This window comes from Bradyrhizobium sp. WSM4872 (genome assembly GCF_055811715.1).
On the sequence record NZ_JBVVPT010000002.1, the window covers coordinates 432,684 to 450,433 of the forward strand.

Sequence of the window (17,750 nt, forward strand, 5' to 3'; positions counted from 1 at the left end):
CGAGCACTTCTTATCGGAAGCCTTCCCGGAAAATGACCAGCCAAAACGTGCTTGGCGCCGCCGTGATTGGCTGCCTCGTGCTTGGCGCCGGCTGGACCATCTATAGCAACATCTTTGCCGCCAGCGTCTATCCGACCGTCGGCAGCAGCGGCTACGACGAGCCCGTGATCAAGCGCGCGCCCAGGGTCGCGCTGCGCGAGGCCGGTGAGGCCGTCAAGGAAGCCTTTGCGCTCTTGCCGGACCGGTTGCAGGTGGCTGCTCCGATCTCACGCGAAATGTTCAACGATCGCTTTGCCGCGGCTGCGACCCAAGGCGTGACATCGAATGCGGCCAGCGCCGCGACCGCAACCAAGGTCGCCGAAGCCAAGGACGCGCCGAAACCGAACGTGATCGCGAGGGTCGCGGAAGTCCTGAAGCCAGGTGCCGCCAGGATCGCTGACGCTGCGAAGTCCAAGCGCGGCGCTGACGCGCCGGTGCAGCTGGCCTCGGCAGATCCGGCCGAGATCGTGCCGGCGCCTGAGGCGAAGCCAAAATCGATTGCCGATCGCGCCAAGGCTGCGGTGATGTCGATCACTGGACCGCGTCAGTCGATGGTGGAAAAGCTCTGGGGCAAGCGCGAGCCGTCCGGCGGGCTGCTCGCCTATGCGTCGGCCGACGCCAGCGTGACCGCGTCCATCGCGCCGAGGGAGCAGAACCCCATGCTCGGCGGTTCGGCGCCCTATGAGCGCGACACCGCGGTCTACGACATCTCCGCCAAGGCGGTTTACTTGCCCGACGGCACCAAGCTCGAGGCGCATTCCGGCCTCGGCTCCAACCTCGACGACCCGCGCTCCTCGCGCGTCCGCATGCGCGGCGTGACGCCGCCGCACATCTACACGCTGAAGCCGCGCGAGGCGCTGTTTCACGGGGTGCCTGCGCTGCGCCTGACCCCGATTGGCGGTGAAAGCGCGATCTACGGCCGCGACGGCCTGCTCGCGCACACCTTCATGCTCGGGCCGAATGGCGATTCCAACGGCTGCGTGTCGTTCAAGGATTATTACGCGTTCCTCGACGCCTACCGCAACAAGGGCATCCGCAAACTCGCGGTGCTGGCGCGCGTGGACTAGGCTCAGTCAATTCGAGATCACGCAAAAGGGCCGCTTGCAGCGGCCGTTTTCTGTTTCGCTTCGCGGGTGCGTTTTAGGCCGGCCAGCACTGCCCGCCGCCGTCGATCCGCAGCACCTGGCCGGAAACGAACGCGCCCATGGGACCGGCGAAGAACTCGACGACGCGCGCGACCTCGTCAACGGTCGCGATGCGGTCGAGCGTGCCGATCTCGACCATTCTGTCGGGATCGACTGCGCGCGTTCCGAGAAAGCGGCCGGTGCGGGTATCTCCGGGCGCGATGCAATTGACGGCGATGTCGTAGGGACGGAGCTGGTCGGCCAGGCATCGCGTGTAGTGGGTCACGCCGGCCTTCGACACCGCATAGATCGAGCCCTGGGTACGCCCCTTGAACGCGGCGACGGAGCCAAGCGTGACGATGCGGCCGCGTCGGCGCTCCATCATGCCGCGCGCGACTGCCTGGCATGTGAGGATAGTGGAGAGCAGGTTGCGCTCCAGCACCGCACGAACATCCGCCTCTTTGATGTTCACCGCATCGTTCGGATCGGGCTTGCCGCCGCCGGCCGCGATGTCGCCCCCGGCATTGTGCACGAGAATGTCGATCGGGCCGAGTGCCGCTTCGCTCTCCGCGATGACGCGCGCGATGTCCTCGCCCTTGGTGAGATCGCCGAGCACGCGCTGGCTGCGAACGCCGAATTCCCGTCCGATCTCGGCGGCGACCGCGGTGAGGGTGGTGCCCTCGCCATATTCGGCCGGCCCGTTCTCGCGCATGCCGTGGATGGCGACGTCAGCGCCAAGCGCGGCAAGCTTCTCTGCAAAAGCGCGGCCGAGCCCGCGCCCCGCGCCGGTCACCAGCGCAACTTTGCCCGCCAGAAGCTTGTTGGTGTCATGCGATGTCATGATCTTGTTCCTGTTGTGAACGTCAGTCTGCTGCGAGGTCGAGGCCGATCGCCAACGCCTGCACGAGGCACATTGGTGCGACAAGCGTGCGCAGCGCGGGCTCAGGCATGTCCTGGATCTCGAACACGACGCTCGCGCCCTCGACGATCGGGCTCAAAAGACTGTCGGTGATGGAAATCGTGGGTACGCCCCGCGCGACGAGTTCGGGAAACAGCCGCGCCGTATCCGGATAGTAATTCCGGAAGCTGATCGCGACCAGCGCGTCGTCTGATGTCGCCGCGTGCGACTGCTCGTGAATGCTGCCGCCAAGACCGTCGAGCAGGACGACGCGCCGCCCGAGCTTGCGCAGCACGTAGGCGAGGTGGATCGCAACCGGAAACGAGCCGCCCAGGCCGAGCAGATAGATGTCACGTGCCTTGGCGAGGATCGCGGTTGCGGTGTCGAGTTCGCGCGCATGGACGGATTGGCTGAGCGTGACCAGCGACGATTGCGCTTCGGACACGAAACGCGACAATACCGCGGCCGGTTGGCGGCCGAGCACTGACTTCTCCTGGCTCTTCATGCGGGCGAGGCGCGCCTTGTAGCTTGGCGCGACGCCGGCAACGAGACGGGAGCGGAACACCTGCTGCATCTCGGTGAAGCCGCCGAACCCAAGCGCATGCGCGAAGCGAACGATTGCCGACGGCGGCACCCCTGAGCGCTGCGCCACCTCCGCGACGGTGCCGAGTGCGACATCGGTCGGGTGATCGAGCACGAACTCCGCGATCTGCTGCAACCGGCCGGACAGCGCCCGGTGCCGCTGCGCAATCGCGCCGCGCAGCTCGTCATAACTCATGGCGCCAGCCGCCTTGTTCATCGAGTCGGATCTCCGGATCGGTCACCTGTTTAACGGCATTTCACCGTTTGGATCAAATATTCTACTTTACATACCATATGGAATGAATATTCTAATCTCATAAAGAAGCAAAAGACTTCGAAAACGGGAGGACACGATGAGAGGGCGTCAGATCTCACGGCGAAGCGTTCTGAAGGGCAGCTTGATGGCGAGTGTCATCGGCGGCACCGGCAGCTTCTTTGGGCCGTGGCGGCAGAATCATGCCTGGGCGCAGGGCGCGAAACCGATCAAGCTTGGCTTGACCTGCGATGCCAGCGGTCAATACGGCAACAGCGGCCAGGATGATTTCCGCGGCATCAAGATGGCGATCGACGAGATCAACGCCAAAGGTGGCGTGCTCGGGCGCCAGGTCACGTTCATCACGGCGGACACCGAGACGACGCCAGCCACCGGCAGCCGCGTCGCCGAACGCTTCATCACCCGCGAGGACTGCACCATCCTGATCGGCGCGCTGCATTCGGGCGTCGCCAACGCCATCACGCAGGTCGCCAGCAAAAACGGCGTGATCTACATGAACACCAATTCCTCCGCGCCGAGCGAAGCCGGGGAGAACTGCTCACGCGTGAAATTCGTCTGGGACGGCAACGGCACCAATTTTTCCAAGGCGTCGGTCAAGAACGCGGTGGACTCCATCGGCAAGAACTGGATGCTGCTCACCAACGACTATGTCTGGGGTCACACGACATCCGCCGCGACAAGGACGCAAGTCGAGGCTGCCGGCGGCAAGATCATCGACAATCTGCTGGTGCCGCAGAACACCCGCGACTTCACCGCCTATCTGCTCAAGATCCAGCAGGCCAAGCCCGATGTTGTGGCGACCGCGGTTGGCGGCGACGATATCAAAGCATTGCGCGAGCAGGTGGCGCAGCTCAAGCTCGACGGCAAGCCGGCCTGGATCAACAACCAGCAGGATTGGCCGGACGTGTGGGGCGCGCCCGACAGCCTGTTCGGCGTGTTCGGCACCACCTGGTATCACAAGCTGCCGCTGCCCGGCGTCGCCGAATTCGTCAAGAAGTGGCAGGCCGCCAACAAGGACGGCCCGATCCCGGTGCCGGGCAATGTCTCCTACAACGGCTACATGTCCACGCGCGAGCTGCTCCGCGCGATCGAGCGGGCAGGGTCGACCAACAATGTCAAGATCATCAAGGAGCTCGAGAACCTGAAGGTCTCGGCGACCGACCGCATGCAGCATTTCGACGCCTACATGGATCCGATGACGCACCAGATGCAGCAGACGATCTACCTGGCGCGACGCAACGCCAAGCCGGCCGACAATACCGATCTGTTCGAGATCATCAGCTGGACGGAGCCGAAATCCGCCGCTGACGATGCGGCACCTGGCAAGTGCAAGCTCACGCCCTACGAGCAGGTGCCGACCGTCGACTCCTAGAGACGGCGCGTCACGTCGCAGAACGAGCGGCGCGCATCTCGCGCGCCGCGCACCGGGACCATCAGGGTCCCGGGTGACACACGCCAGTTGCGAGAGCCAAAAATCTTGTTCGACCTTCTTCCGCATCTCCTCAACGGCCTGACGCTCGGCCTGTTGTTCGCGCTGATCGCGCTCGGCTTCATGCTCATCGTCGGGCTGATGGAGCAGATCAATCTCGCGCACGGATCCCTGTTTGCGCTCGGGGCTTATGTCGCCATGCAGCTCACGGGGCCGCGCCCTCCATTGCCAATGGAACTTGCGAAAGCATGGCTCGCGCTGCCGCTCGGCTGGCGCTATGCGGCAACGTTGATCATTGCTCCCGTGATCGTGAGCCTGGTCGGCATGCTGATCGAGCTCTGCATGCGGCGGACTTACGGCAAGGATCCGCTGTACGGGCTGCTCCTGACCTTCGGCGCCGCGATGGTGATCGAGGAGATGATCCGCCTGGTCTGGGGCACGCGCGACTACGTGCTGCAGGTGCCGTCCGCCATCAATGGCGGTTTCCTGTTCGGCGACCTGATCTGGTCGACCTATCGCTTCTACGCGGCAGGCATCGCGGCCGGGATCATCGGCCTGGTCTGGCTGTTCATCGAAAAGACCTCGTTCGGTGCGACGGTCAAGGCCGGCGCGCATGACAGCGAGATCGTCCGCGCGCTCGGCATCAACCTGTCGCGGTTGCGGATGCTGGTGTTCGTGTTCGGCACGATGCTGGCCGCGATCGCGGGCATCATCGTCGCGCCGATCTGGGGCATTCGCCCGCATATGGGGGTCGATGCGGTCATTCCTGCGTTCCTGGTGATCGTGCTCGGTGGCGTCGGCAGCTTTTGGGGTGCGGTCGTGGCGGGTCTCTTGGTCGGACTGTGTGTCGGCCTCGCCGGCGCCTACGCGTCCGAATGGTCGCTGTTGTCGATGTACATCTTGCTCGTTGCCGTCGTGACGTTCCGCGCGCGCGGCCTGTGGGGCAAGAAGAGCGTGCTCGAGGCCTAAAGGGAATGACTGTGGGATCAAAATCTTTACCCGACGCCGCGCGCCTCGTGACGCCGACGATGCTGGTGCTTTGGTTCGTGCTTGCAACGGTGCCGCTCTGGATCACGCGGGTCGGGCTCTACCCTTATCTGGGGATCGAGATCCTGATCTGGTCCCTCTATGCGCTTGCGTTCAACCTGGTGCTGGGCACCGCCGGACTCCCGTCGTTCGGTCATGGTGCCTATTTCGGCGTCGGCGCCTACGCGTTCGGTCTCTGTCAGCTCGAAATCGTTGCCAATCTCTGGATATGTCTGATGGCCGCGGCCGCGGTCGCGGGCCTCGCCGGCGTGCTGGTGGCGCTGTTCATCTCGCACAGGCGCGGCATCTATTATGCCTTCATGACGATTGCCTTCGGCCAGATCTTCTGGACACTGGCGATCAAATCGCACCGGATCACCGGCGGCGAAGACGGCCTTCTCAAGATCAAGCGGTTGCCGGCCGATTTCGGGCTTGTGTCTTTCGATCTCACCGACAATGTCGCGTTCTACTATTTCGTGCTCGCGGTTTTTGCGGTCGGCACCGCCGCATTGTGGCGGCTGGTGAATTCGCCCTATGGCCGCGTGGTCGCTGCGATCAGGCAGAGCGAGGTTCGCGCGAGCCATCTCGGCTATAACGTATGGCTTTACAAGGTCGCGGTCTTTGCCCTGTCGGCCGCCGTCTCGGGTCTTGCCGGCGGACTGTTCGCCATGGCGCAGCTCGCCGCATTCCCCGACGTCATGAGCTTGCATCAATCCGGCTATGTCGTGATGATGACGCTGGTCGGCGGTGGCCTCGTCAGCTTCTGGGGCCCGGTGATTGGCGTATTTCTCTTCCTCACCGCCCGAGACGTGATCGGTGCGCTGACCAATGCCTGGATGCTCTATTTTGGTCTGCTGTTCATCGCGATCGTGCTGTTCCGTCCCGAAGGCATTGCCGGGGCGATCTCCGCTGCCGTGCAGCTGCACTCACTTAGCGCCTTACGGCAGAGGGGTACGTCGGCGATGCGGCTGCTGTTCGGGAGCGGACGATGAACATGATCGAGGCCGCGGCCGTTCATGTCCGCTTCGGCGATCGCGTCGTGCTGGAGAGCGTCGACCTCGCGGTCGCGGAGGGCCAGTTTCACGGTGTGATGGGCCCGAACGGTGCCGGCAAGACCACATTCTTCAATGTCCTCACCGGCCGCGTGAAACCGAATCGTGGTCGAGTCCTTCTCGCCGGCGAGGATGTTACGGGCCTCAGCCCGCACCGCATCGCCGCTAAGGGCATCGCCCGCTCGTTTCAGATCATGACACTGTTCGACGAATTCTCCGCGCGTGACAACGTCATGATGGGCTTGCCCGAGTTTCGCGCCCGCGGCCACGATGTCGCGCACGCCGCGGCGGGCGACAACCGGTTTGGCGCGAAGTCCTCCGAAGCGCTGGCGGCAGTCGGGCTTGTCGACAAAGGCGACATCCGCGCCAAGGACCTGTCTTATGGCGACCGGCGCGCGCTGGAGATCGCGGTCGCCCTGGCGCAGGCACCGCGCGTGCTGTGCCTGGACGAACCGACCTCCGGCCTCGGCTCCGACGGGGTGCAGCGGCTCGCAACCCTGATTGCGCGCCTGAAGGGGCGGCTGACCATCGTCGCCATCGAGCACGATATGGAGTTCCTGTTCTCGTTGGCTGACCGCATCTCGGTCATCCATTGGGGCCAGGTGGTGGCGCGCGGAACGCCACACGAACTGCAGCAGAACGAATGGGTGCGGCGCTCCAATCTCGGAAAGTTCGCATGATCCTCGAAGTGGACGCGATCGATACCTTCTACGGCGAGACCCAGGCGCTGTTCGGCGCTTCGCTCGCCATCGAGCACGCCAAGGTGTTTGCGCTGCTCGGCCCCAACGGCGCCGGCAAGACGACCATGCTCCGCTCGATTCTCGGGCTGACGCGTCCGCGCCGCGGCTCCGTTTGCTTCGACGGTCACGACGTCACGAGCAATCCCACCCACGAGATTGCGCGCGCCGGCATCGGGTGGGTGCCCGACGACCGCCGGCTGTGCCCAACATTGACGGTCGCGCGCAACCTGTCGATCGCGCAAAAGTGCACGCGCTTTCGCCACTGGAGCGTCAAGGAGGCGGCTGCGATCTTCTCACCGCTCGAATATCTCATGGAGCGCGACTGCGAAAACCTGTCGGGCGGCGAAATGCAGATGGTGGCGATCGCCCGCGCACTGGTCGGCTCGCCGGGACTGGTGCTGTTCGACGAGCCGAGCCAGGGACTGGCGCCGAAAATCGTCGGCGACGTGCTTGCGACGATTCTGCGCATGAAGGATGAGGGTATTGCCTCGCTGGTCGTGGAACAAAACGCCGAGATCGCGCTGTCGGTCGCAGACCATGCCGCGGTGATCGATCGCGGCCGGATCGTCTGGACCGGGGAGGCCGCGACCTTGCGGGATGATCGCGGGCTTCGTCAGCGCTTGCTGGGAGTACAATAAGTGCCCGCACCGCTGCTTGTTCTCGACGACGTTCGGAAGGTCTACACAAGGGGCCGCGTGATCCGCCGACCGTCATTCACGCTGCAGGCAAACCTGTCGCTGGACGAGCCTGATATCGTCGGTGTCGTCGGCCCGAATGGCGCAGGCAAGACGACCTTGTTTGAGATGATGACGGGCTCGAATGCGCCGACCTCGGGGCGCGTGCTGGTCGCGGGCACCGATATCCATGGCGTCAAATATCGCGAGCGCGACCGGCTCGCGATCCACTATCACCAGTCCTATCAGGTCAGGCGGTTCCGCAAGCGCATTCCCTCCGCCTTCCTGGCGCCTTCGCCGACCCGGACGCCGCTGGTTCACCTGTTCGATGAACCGCAGTTCAATCTGCAGGACGGCTATATCGGCTTCATGCTCGATTTCTTCCGCAAGCTGCGCGACGAGGGGCGGCTGGTCGTGCTCTGCATGCACCCGACGGCCGCCTGGCACCTCGACATCCTCGCCGAGATCGCCGGGCGATTCCTGTTCGTGGCCGGCGGCGGGGTAACACCCGTGGCGAATTTCGGCGCGCTCGTCGCAGATCCGCGCTGTCGCGCTTATCTCGGGCCGGAAATGACAAAGGCGGCGGACGCGATTTGTCACGGTGCCGTTCACAGCTCGACCTAAAGGAGAATCCGTTGGCCTATTCGAACACCCAGCTTTTCATTGGCGGCAAATGGCGACCGGCCCATTCGGGCAAGGTGATCGAGGTGCGCAATCCCGCGACCGAAGAAGTGATCGGCACCGTCGCCCATGCCGGACGGTCCGACCTCGACGAGGCACTCGCCGCAGCCAGTGCGGGCTTCAAGATCTGGCGAAACGTCGCTCCCTTCGAGCGCTGCCGGATCATGCGCAAGGCCGCCGCGATCATGCGCGAGCGCAATGACGAGATCGCGCCGCTGCTCACGATGGAGCAGGGCAAGACTCTTGGCGAGGCCAAGATGGAGGCGATGGCCGCCGCCGACGTGATCGAGTGGTTTGCGGAAGAAGCCAAACGCGCCTATGGCCGGTTGATCCCCGCGCGCGGTCCGGGCATCTACCAGCTCGCGATCAAGGAGCCGGTCGGCCCGGTCGCGGCGTTCACGCCCTGGAATTTTCCGATCAATCAGGTCGTGCGCAAGCTTTCCGCCGCACTCGGCGCCGGCTGTTCGATCATCGTCAAGGCCCCGGAGGAGACGCCGGCCTCGCCCGCACAACTGATCCGCGCGTTTGCGGATGCCGGCGTGCCCGATGGCGTCATCAACCTGGTCTACGGTGTACCTGCCGAGATCTCCGAATATCTCATTCCGCATCCGGTGATCCGCAAGATTTCGTTCACCGGCTCGACCCATGTCGGCAAGCAGCTCAATGCGCTCGCGGGCCTGCACATGAAGCGTGCCACCATGGAGCTCGGCGGTCATGCGCCGGCGATCGTTTTCAAGGACGCCGACGTCGCATCGGCGGCCAAGATTCTGGCGGCAGCAAAATATCGCAATGCCGGTCAGGTTTGCATCTCGCCGACGCGGATGCTGGTGCAGGATGACGTGTTCCGTGAATTCGTCGACACCTTTGTCGACAGCGCCAAGGCGTTCAAGGTCGGCAACGGCCTCGATCCTGACTCCAAAATGGGCTCGCTCGCCAACCCGCGCCGCGTCACCGCCATCGAGGGCATGGTGCAGGATGCCGTCGGCAAAGGCGCAAAGCTCGAGACCGGCGGCAAGCGCGTCGGCAACAAGGGCCATTTCTTCCAGCCGACCGTGGTGAGCGACGTGCCGAAGGATGCACGCGCCATGAACGAGGAGCCGTTCGGCCCCCTCGCGCTGATCTCGCGCTTCTCATCCTTCGACGAGGTGGTCGAGGAGGCCAACCGGCTGCCTTTTGGGCTGGCGTCCTACGCCTTCACCAGCTCGGCCAAGACGGCGGCCGCGATCGGTTCGGCGATCGAAGCCGGCATGATGTCGATCAACAGTTTTGGTCTCGCGCTGCCCGAAGTGCCGTTCGGCGGCATCAAGGATTCCGGCTACGGCTCGGAAGGTGGTACCGAGGCGATGGAGGGTTACTTCAACACCAAGTTCATCAGCCAGACCGGCGTGTGAACGCTGGACGATTCACGATCAGCGTTTGACGAAGACCAGCCCGCAGGCGCGTGCCTCGTTGCGCTTGCCGGTGCCGCGGGTGCGATCGAACTGCGCATCCACCGTAAAGGCGTAGGGCGAGCCGGGCGCGAGGTTGTTGAGAGTGTAGGTGCTCGCCCCCGTCGTTCCGCGCGCGCTCAAAGTCGTCTTGCCGTCCGCGGGGATCTGGCCATCGATCTCCAGGCGGTTGACGGCGCCCTGGCTCTGGGCGTCGGCATGAAAGACGCCGTTCGCAACCGTGGCCGACAGGGCCCGGGTGAAGCCCTGCGCCTTGCCGGTCGGCGGGCAGTTCAACGTCACGTCCCAATTGCCGTCGAAGTCCTTGGTGCTACGGGGATTGCCGGTTGCCGGCGCGAGCGCCACCTTCTGCTTCAGGCCTTCAATTCGGGCCTTGGCAAGCGTGGCGAAGATGCAATTCGGAAATCTCGTGAGATGGTCCTCGTAGGCACCAAGCGTGCCGATGCCGTCCGCGGCCTTCCAGTGCGCTTCTGCCGCCGCGCAAGGGTCGGCCCGGGGGGCGGCTTGCGGCGCCGCTGGTGTCACCGTGACCGACACCGGTCCGTTCAGATAGAACTTGCCGATGATCGACAGCGACAGCTCCGGCAACTGGGTCTTGCCGCTACTGTCGTAGACGTCGCTGCTGATGTCGCGAAAGACCTCGCCGATCTCCTGCGGCTCCTCGATGTGCTTCAGGAACGCCGTCGTATAGGGGCTGTTGCGGCCGTTGCCATCAGCCGCCGTCTGCCCGGACTGGGTTGAGAACGACACGATCGTGCCGCGCGGTGCTTCGACTTTGGACAGGCCCCGCCCGATCGAGGCGGCGCGCGTCATGCCGGCGGAGCGTTTCAAGGTTTCGGCCAGCGGATTGTCGCGGCAGGAATCGAGAATGAGGATGCGCAGGTTCTTGGCCTGCTGCAGATCGTTCACGATGTCGTCGACACGCACGAAGCGCTTCAGGTCGGCTTCGTCGCTCAGCACGGCGTCGACGGGCATCAGATAGTTCACGCCGTTGTACTGCATCGCATGGCCGCTGTAGTAAAACATGGCGACGTCGGCTTTGCTCGCGGCGCGCGCGAAGCGGATGGTCAGGTCTTGCATGTCGGCCTGGCGCAGGTCGATGCCCTGGAGCACCTCGAAGCCGCTGCGCTTGAGCGAGGTGGCGACGTCTTCGGCGTCGTGAGACGGATTGGGAAGCTGCGCCGTACTGGCATAGGCGCCGTTGCCGATCACCAGCGCGACGCGCGTTTCCGCCGATGCAGGCGCAAGGGAAAGCCAGCAGGCCAGGAGGGCGAGGCAAAGTCCGGCCGGGCAAAATCTGGAAAGAGCACGCATGAATGCCTTCCAAGGAAATGTCGAAAAATATCCCTCCAGATTAGCGCATGCCGCGCCGACATCAATGCCCTGCCAGAGAAAACACTCGGGTTTCGCGGCCGTGACATCCTGTCACGCTGGGCTCGCCGCCATCGTCTTGCGCACGGCCATTTCGGTCGCAATCGCGTCCCGCACGGCCGGTCGCGCCTGCATGCGCGCGAGATAGGCCGACAACGACGGCCATTGGCCGATGTCGACGCCCGCGGGACGGAGCAGCAGCAAAGCCCAGGTGAGGTGGGCATCCGCCACGGTGAAGCCGTTGCCGATGAGGAATTCGCGGTCCGCCAGATGCGTGGCAGGCAGCGACAATGTCTGCGCGATCCTTGCACGCGGCTTGGCGAGCGAGGCGTCGTCCTTGTACCAGAAGGTTGGAAACAGGAACGCCTTGTGGATCTCGGCCCCGATGAAGCTCAGCCATTCCTGGAGCCGATAGCGGTCGGGATCTCCGAACGCGGGTGCAAGGCCTGCCTCAGGCTTCAGATCGGCGATGTATTGCAGCACCGCCGCGCTTTCGGTCAACCGTTCGCCATTCTCCAGCACCAGGACCGGCACCGCACCCTTCGGCGAAATTCCGCGAAAATCGCTGTGGTCGTCGACGACCTGCTTGGTCTGGAGATGGACTGGATGATAGCGCGCGTCGAGGCCCGCTTCCATCAGCGCGATGCGGCTCGCAAGCGAGCAGGCCATCGGGGAGAAATAGAGTTGCAGCATCGCCCACGCTCCTTCAGGTCAGCGCCTCGGTTTGCGCGATGATCGCAAACCGGTCCGACAATTCGGCCAGGGCGACCTCGTGAATGGTCCCTGCCGAGAGCGCTCCGCCGCGGCCGTCGGGAAGATCGCGTGTGGCACAGGCATCGGCTGCGATCGTCGTGCGCAGGCCGAGGTCGAGCGCGGCGCGGGCGCTCGAGCTGATGCACATATGGGTCATGAAACCGGCCAGCACGATGTTCGTGCGTCCGGTTGCGGCCAGCCGAACCTGCAGGTCGGTGCCGGCAAAAGCGTTCGGCAGCGCCTTTTCGATCACGGCTTCGCCGGCGAGCGGCGCCACGTTCCTGACGATCGCGCCGCGCGCGGCGTCGCGGTCGAACAGGCTGCCGGCACGTCCCTTGTGCGCGATATGGAAGATCGCCGCGCCGCTCGCCCTCGCGCGGGCGAGCAGGCGCGCGGCGGCGGCAATCGCGGGCTCCGCATCCGGCAAGGCGAGCGGGCCGGCGCAATATTCGTTCTGGATGTCGATCAGGACGAGGCAGCAATCGGCGAGCCTGGCCGGAGTGAGATCGGCGCCGGACAATTCAAGCAGGGTTTTTGGGGCGGTCATGCGGGGCAGGCCTTCCTGGGGAATATCGGATGGCGCGACAGTAGCGCGGCGATGGCCTGCCAATGCGCAGGACTATTGCAGCATATGGCTGCAAATTTGCAGGAGCCCGCCGTGCCTGCTAGGCTCATCGCCATGAACTGGGACGATCTGCGCATCATCGCCGCGGTGAGGGACGAGGGCACCTATGCCGCCGCCAGCGCACGGCTGCGCATCGACGAGACCACCGTCGGCCGCAGGCTCGCGCGCATCCAGCGCGATCTCGGCGTGCCGCTTTTCGATGCGGTGGACGGCCAGCGCCGGCCGACGCGGAATTGCGAGGCGGTGCTGGCGCATGTCGAGGCGATGGCCGCACATGCCGCCGAGATCGGTCGCGTCGGCGAGAGTCTGGCAGGCCCGGTGGGACGTCTGCGTATCGCCTCCACCAACACGGTCGCCGAGGAGGTTCTGTCGCCGCGCGCGAGCGACTTCCTGCGCGCCAATCCCGGCCTGACGCTGCAATTCCTCACCTCGAGCGAGAACGTCAAGTTCTCGCGCTGGGAAGCCGATCTCGCGATCCGGCTGCGCAAGCCCGACAAGGGCGACTTCGCGATCTCCAGGCTCGGTGACATCCGCCTGTATTATTTCGAGCCTGTGACGACCGAGGGTGAGCCGGTGCTGTGCGCCTATCCGGACGAACTCGGTGCCATTCCCGAGATGCAATTCCTGCGCACGAAGAAAGCCCGCGCGCGTTGCGTCACTGACAACGTTCGCGTCATCCATAACCTGATCCGGGCGCATCAGGCCGCCGGCGTGTTGCCGGAGCAGGTCTGCGCGGACTTGCTCGGCGATCGCCGCCTGCGCGCCACACTGCTGCCTGGGCGCCGCGACGTCTGGCTGCTGGTGCAGAACCATCTCAAGCGGGATCCGGCGACGCGGCTCACCATCGAGTGGATCCGCCGCTGCTTCAGCGATCTCGCGCGCGGCTGATTGCGGCGTGAACGCGATCCGTGCGCGGCGCGACCAAGTTATGGGATTGCGCGCCCGCGAAGGTTGCGTAATCTCGCAGCGACGACGGGCTTGATCAGGGCAGGCGCATGACCACTCTTCAGGAAACCATCCACCCGCAGGCCAAAGTGCGGGAATGGAAGGCGATCGTCATCCTGATCCTTCTGATCCCGGTGCTGTGGTCACCGCCGTTCCTGTTTCGCATCTTCCTGTTCCAGCCGTTCAACATCCCGTCCGGCTCGATGACGCCGACGCTGGTCGTCGGCGACTACGTCTTCGCCGCAAAATATGCCTATGGCTATGGCCGCTATTCGCTTCCTTTCGCGCCGTCATGGATCTCCGGGCGTGTCCGGGCCACTGAGCCCGAGTATGGCGACGTCGTCGTGTTCCGGACGCCAAAGGACACCTCGGTCGACTACGTCAAGCGCGTGGTCGGGCTGCCCGGTGATCGCATCCAGATGCGGCAGGGCCAACTTATCCTCAACGACCGCCCGGTGACGCGCGTTGCCCTGAAGGCGGTGGTTGCCGGCTCCACCTGCGGCGCGGATGACGGCGCGAAGGCCAAGCGCTGGCGCGAGACGCTGCCGAACGGCGCCTCCTACGTCACGCAGGACTGCGTCGACAACGGCTACTACGACAACACCGACGTCTACACCGTGCCGCCGGGCCACTTCTTCGTGCTCGGCGACAATCGCGACAACTCGAGCGACAGCCGCGTGATGTCGTCGATCGGATTCGTGCCGATGGACAATCTGGTCGGCAAGGTGACGCGGATATTCTGGTCGCTCGACCAAGAGGGCGAACCACACATGGAGCGGCTGGGGAAGGTGTGGTGAGGCCCACGGTCATTCCGGGGCGCGCCCACTTCGGCGCGAGCCCGGAATCCATTGATCCACGATCTCAGGTCGCAATTTGCGGATACAGATCAATCCACTCGGGATTTTGTTCTTCGATAAGCCGAATTTTCCACTCCCGCCGCCACTTCTTCAACTTCTTCTCGCGTTCGATGGCGGTGATGGGGTCATCATAAATCTCGAACCATACCAGCCTATCGATGGCGTACCGCTTGCTGAAGCCCGCCACGACCTTGCTCTTATGCTCGTGAATGCGGCGGACAATGTCGTTCGTCACGCCGATGTAGAGCGTGCCGTATTTCTGGCTGGCGAGGAGGTAGACGTAGTAGGTCATGAGCAAGTGGCGAAATGGATTCCGGGCTCGGCGCTTTGCGCCGCCCCGGAAAGACCAATCTACCACTTTGACGTGTAACATCAAAAAACAAAAACCCCGGCATCGCTGCCGGGGTTTCGCATTTTGTCGTTTGCCGGAATGGCTGGATCAGAAGTCCATGCCGCCCATGCCGCCGCCCGGGGGCATCGCCGGACCGGCGCCGCCCTTCTTGGGCAGCTCGGCGACCATGGCTTCCGTGGTGATCAAGAGAGCCGCAACCGAGGCTGCGTTCTGGATCGCGGTACGGACCACCTTGGTCGGGTCGATGATACCCTTCTTGACGAGGTCGACATATTCGCCGGTTTGGGAGTCGAAGCCGTAGGCGTACGACTTGTTCTCGAGGACCTTGCCGACGATCACGGAGCCGTCTTCACCGGCGTTGATCGCGATCTGGCGAGCGGGCGCGGAGAGCGCCTTGCGCACGATCTCGACGCCGGTCTTCTGGTCGTCGTTCTTGGTGCGCAGGCCCTTGAGCTGCTCGGAGGCACGGAGCAGGGCGACGCCGCCGCCCGGGACGATGCCTTCTTCCACAGCCGCGCGGGTCGCATGCATCGCGTCATCAACGCGATCCTTGCGCTCCTTCACCTCGACCTCGGTCGCGCCGCCGACGCGGATCACCGCGACGCCGCCAGCGAGCTTGGCAAGACGCTCCTGGAGCTTCTCTCGGTCGTAGTCCGAGGTGGTCTCCTCGATCTGCGCCTTGATCTGCGCCACGCGCGCTTCGATGTCGGCCTTCTTGCCGGCGCCGTTGACGATCGTGGTGTTCTCCTTGTCGATCATCACCTTCTTGGCGCGACCGAGCATGTTGAGCGTGACGTTCTCGAGCTTGATGCCGAGATCTTCCGAGATCGCCTGGCCGCCGGTCAGGATCGCGATGTCCTGCAGCATGGCCTTGCGGCGATCGCCGAAGCCCGGAGCCTTGACGGCCGCGACCTTCAGACCGCCACGGAGACGGTTCACGACCAGGGTCGCAAGCGCTTCGCCTTCGACGTCCTCGGCGACGATGACCAGCGGCTTGCCGGTCTGCACCACGGCCTCGAGCAGCGGCAGCAGCTCGTTCAGCGAGGAGAGCTTCTTCTCGTTGATCAGGATGTAGGCGTCGTCCATCTCAACGCGCATCTTGTCGGCGTTGGTGACGAAGTAGGGCGAGATGTAGCCGCGGTCGAACTGCATGCCCTCGACGACGTCGAGCTCGGTCTCGAGCGACTTGGCTTCCTCGACGGTGATGACACCCTCGTTGCCGACCTTCTTCATGGCGTCGGCGAGGAACTTGCCGATCTCCGCGTCACCGTTGGCCGAGATGGTGCCGACTTGGGCGATCTCGTCGTTCGACGTGACCTTCTTGGAGTTCTTGACGAGGTCCGCAACGACGGCTTCGACCGCGAGGTCGATACCGCGCTTCAGATCCATCGGGTTCATGCCGGCGGCAACCGACTTGGCGCCTTCGCGCACGATCGCCTGGGCCAGCACGGTGGCGGTGGTGGTGCCGTCGCCGGCCGCGTCAGCGGACTTGGAAGCGACTTCGCGCACCATCTGCGCGCCCATGTTCTCGAACTTGTCCTCGAGCTCGATCTCCTTGGCGACGGTGACGCCGTCCTTGGTGATGCGGGGAGCGCCGAACGACTTGTCGAGCACGACGTTGCGGCCCTTCGGACCGAGCGTGACCTTCACCGCGTTGGCGAGGATGTCGACGCCGCGAAGCATCTTGTCGCGCGCATCGACGGAGAATTTGACTTCTTTAGCTGCCATCTGGATTTTTTCCTTAGGTGTTTAACTGGATAAGAGAGGGGCTCTTAGGCCGCCTTCTTCTTGGAAGCGGGGACGTCGAGGACGCCCATGATGTCGCTTTCCTTCATGATCAGCAGGTCGACGTTGTCGATCTTGACCTCGGTGCCGGACCACTTGCCGAACAGCACGCGGTCGCCGACCTTCAGGTCGATCGGGATCAGCTTGCCAGCTTCGTCTCGGCCACCCGGGCCCACGGCGACGATCTCGCCCTGCGAGGGCTTTTCCTTGGCCGTGTCGGGAATGATGATGCCGCCAGCGGTCTTCTCTTCTGCGTCGATGCGCTTGACCACGACGCGGTCGTGAAGCGGACGGAAATTCATGCAGTTCTCCTAAGCTTTTGCACGAGTTGGGAATTTTGGATTGTTAGCAGTCTGTGCCGGCGAGTGCTAGCACAGGCACAGCTGAGATAAGGCAGGATTTTGGCGGGAGCAAGGGCTTGTAGCAGAAAAATAGCACTCGGAAGCGCCGCCTGCCAAAATCTCTTCCCATCGTTAATCGCGCTCGGCGCCCGTATTAGCACGGAGCTGCATCTGCTGCTAACGCATTGAATTTCAACAGCTTGTTAAACTTTTGGGCTTGAGATGGATTGTCAGTTTGCGTCACATTTCACTCATGTGAGCGCATCTCCACCGGGTGGCTCGTAGGGCGCGTACCGGAAAGCCATCCCTTGAATATGCGCTCCTGCAAAGGAGGTTGGCATGGTCTCGCGAGTTGGGGTTGTTTCCGACGACTTCCGGAAACAGGTGCTGGGTTACGGGCTGACGACGGCCGAAATTCTCTACCGGATGCCGGATCATCGCTCGCTGCTCCAGACCTATGTCTGGCAGAACTACGACATGTTTCCGAAATTTCCGGCGCTGACGGATTTCCTGGCGTTCTGGCAGAAGAAGCTCGACGGTCCGCTATTCTCGGTCACGGTCGCGCATTCCAAGCTGATCAAGCCGGCCGAGTTGCGGGCGGTGGACGGCGTGTTCCGGCTGCATTGAAGGCGAGCGCGGTGCTGTAGGGTGGGTTAGCGTCAGCGTAACCCTGCATGCTGCAACGGTTGCGGAAAGAAGTGGGTACGTTAGCGCTAACCCACCCTGCGATTTCGCATTCTGTGCTAGCCTCTCC

General features: G+C 63.9%; 19 protein-coding genes. 11 read left to right on the forward strand and 8 right to left on the reverse strand.

All coding sequences use genetic code 11. The features are described from left to right. Positions 1–32: 32 nt before the first annotated feature. A complete protein-coding gene (locus AC0L3C_RS05220; protein WP_473258944.1) occupies positions 33–1,106 on the forward strand; it encodes a DUF2778 domain-containing protein in 1,074 nt (357 codons plus the stop codon). 73 nt (positions 1,107–1,179) lie between these two features. Here AC0L3C_RS05220 and AC0L3C_RS05225 read toward each other — a convergent pair whose 3' ends face one another. Both AC0L3C_RS05225 and AC0L3C_RS05230 read right to left on the reverse strand, forming a co-directional pair. Further along, on the reverse strand, positions 1,180–2,004 hold the full coding sequence (locus tag AC0L3C_RS05225; protein ID WP_473258941.1) for an SDR family NAD(P)-dependent oxidoreductase: 825 nt from the start codon (positions 2,002–2,004) through the stop codon (positions 1,180–1,182). Positions 2,005–2,026: 22 nt separating this feature from the next. Continuing rightward, the gene (locus tag AC0L3C_RS05230; protein WP_473258938.1) at positions 2,027–2,860 is read right to left on the reverse strand and encodes a MurR/RpiR family transcriptional regulator; all 834 of its coding nucleotides are present in this window, start codon (positions 2,858–2,860) and stop codon (positions 2,027–2,029) included. Between the two features lie 136 nt (positions 2,861–2,996). On the opposite strand from AC0L3C_RS05230, the gene AC0L3C_RS05235 reads away from it, so the two are divergent. The 7 genes from AC0L3C_RS05235 to AC0L3C_RS05265 all read left to right on the forward strand — a co-directional run bounded on the left by AC0L3C_RS05235 (position 2,997) and on the right by AC0L3C_RS05265 (position 9,910). Beyond that, a complete protein-coding gene (locus AC0L3C_RS05235; protein WP_473279617.1) occupies positions 2,997–4,289 on the forward strand; it encodes an ABC transporter substrate-binding protein in 1,293 nt (430 codons plus the stop codon). Positions 4,290–4,394: 105 nt separating this feature from the next. Next, positions 4,395–5,315, forward strand: coding sequence for a branched-chain amino acid ABC transporter permease (locus tag AC0L3C_RS05240; protein ID WP_473407338.1), 921 nt, complete (start codon positions 4,395–4,397; stop codon positions 5,313–5,315). Between the two features lie 5 nt (positions 5,316–5,320). Continuing rightward, the gene (locus tag AC0L3C_RS05245) at positions 5,321–6,364 is read left to right on the forward strand and encodes a branched-chain amino acid ABC transporter permease (RefSeq protein ID WP_473407339.1); all 1,044 of its coding nucleotides are present in this window, start codon (positions 5,321–5,323) and stop codon (positions 6,362–6,364) included. After that, positions 6,361–7,104 (forward strand): ABC transporter ATP-binding protein, encoded by a 744-nt coding sequence (locus tag AC0L3C_RS05250; protein ID WP_473407340.1) that lies wholly within the window; start codon positions 6,361–6,363, stop codon positions 7,102–7,104. The genes AC0L3C_RS05245 and AC0L3C_RS05250 overlap by 4 nt, the downstream gene beginning before the upstream one ends. Continuing rightward, positions 7,101–7,802 (forward strand): ABC transporter ATP-binding protein, encoded by a 702-nt coding sequence (locus tag AC0L3C_RS05255; protein WP_473407341.1) that lies wholly within the window; start codon positions 7,101–7,103, stop codon positions 7,800–7,802. The genes AC0L3C_RS05250 and AC0L3C_RS05255 overlap by 4 nt, the downstream gene beginning before the upstream one ends. Then, a complete protein-coding gene (locus AC0L3C_RS05260) occupies positions 7,803–8,462 on the forward strand; it encodes an ATP-binding cassette domain-containing protein (RefSeq protein ID WP_473407342.1) in 660 nt (219 codons plus the stop codon). Between the two features lie 11 nt (positions 8,463–8,473). Next, a complete protein-coding gene (locus AC0L3C_RS05265; protein ID WP_473407343.1) occupies positions 8,474–9,910 on the forward strand; it encodes an NAD-dependent succinate-semialdehyde dehydrogenase in 1,437 nt (478 codons plus the stop codon). Positions 9,911–9,928: 18 nt separating this feature from the next. Here AC0L3C_RS05265 and AC0L3C_RS05270 read toward each other — a convergent pair whose 3' ends face one another. The 3 genes from AC0L3C_RS05270 to AC0L3C_RS05280 form a co-directional block, all read right to left on the reverse strand. Next, complete coding sequence (locus AC0L3C_RS05270; protein ID WP_473258921.1) at positions 9,929–11,281, reverse strand: caspase family protein; 1,353 nt, start codon at positions 11,279–11,281, stop codon at positions 9,929–9,931. Positions 11,282–11,392: 111 nt separating this feature from the next. After that, positions 11,393–12,031, reverse strand: coding sequence for a glutathione S-transferase N-terminal domain-containing protein (locus AC0L3C_RS05275; RefSeq protein WP_473407344.1), 639 nt, complete (start codon positions 12,029–12,031; stop codon positions 11,393–11,395). 13 nt (positions 12,032–12,044) lie between these two features. Then, the gene (locus AC0L3C_RS05280; protein ID WP_473407345.1) at positions 12,045–12,638 is read right to left on the reverse strand and encodes a cysteine hydrolase family protein; all 594 of its coding nucleotides are present in this window, start codon (positions 12,636–12,638) and stop codon (positions 12,045–12,047) included. A 132-nt stretch (positions 12,639–12,770) separates the two neighbouring features. On the opposite strand from AC0L3C_RS05280, the gene AC0L3C_RS05285 reads away from it, so the two are divergent. Then, on the forward strand, positions 12,771–13,604 hold the full coding sequence (locus AC0L3C_RS05285; protein WP_473407388.1) for a LysR family transcriptional regulator: 834 nt from the start codon (positions 12,771–12,773) through the stop codon (positions 13,602–13,604). Between the two features lie 107 nt (positions 13,605–13,711). Further along, positions 13,712–14,458, forward strand: a complete 747-nt coding sequence (gene lepB, locus AC0L3C_RS05290) for a signal peptidase I (RefSeq protein ID WP_473407346.1) — start codon at positions 13,712–13,714, stop codon at positions 14,456–14,458. A gap of 64 nt (positions 14,459–14,522) precedes the next feature. Here lepB and AC0L3C_RS05295 read toward each other — a convergent pair whose 3' ends face one another. The 3 genes from AC0L3C_RS05295 to AC0L3C_RS05305 all read right to left on the reverse strand — a co-directional run bounded on the left by AC0L3C_RS05295 (position 14,523) and on the right by AC0L3C_RS05305 (position 16,957). Further along, positions 14,523–14,810 (reverse strand): GIY-YIG nuclease family protein, encoded by a 288-nt coding sequence (locus tag AC0L3C_RS05295; RefSeq protein WP_473407347.1) that lies wholly within the window; start codon positions 14,808–14,810, stop codon positions 14,523–14,525. Between the two features lie 147 nt (positions 14,811–14,957). After that, the gene (groL, locus tag AC0L3C_RS05300) at positions 14,958–16,598 is read right to left on the reverse strand and encodes a chaperonin GroEL (RefSeq protein WP_007602475.1); all 1,641 of its coding nucleotides are present in this window, start codon (positions 16,596–16,598) and stop codon (positions 14,958–14,960) included. Between the two features lie 44 nt (positions 16,599–16,642). Beyond that, positions 16,643–16,957, reverse strand: coding sequence for a co-chaperone GroES (locus AC0L3C_RS05305; protein WP_007611913.1), 315 nt, complete (start codon positions 16,955–16,957; stop codon positions 16,643–16,645). 378 nt (positions 16,958–17,335) lie between these two features. Between AC0L3C_RS05305 and AC0L3C_RS05310 the strand changes: the two genes are divergently transcribed. Further along, positions 17,336–17,623: an usg protein gene (locus tag AC0L3C_RS05310; protein ID WP_007602477.1), complete on the forward strand. Its 288-nt coding sequence runs from the start codon at positions 17,336–17,338 to the stop codon at positions 17,621–17,623. The last annotated feature ends 127 nt before the right edge of the window (positions 17,624–17,750 follow it).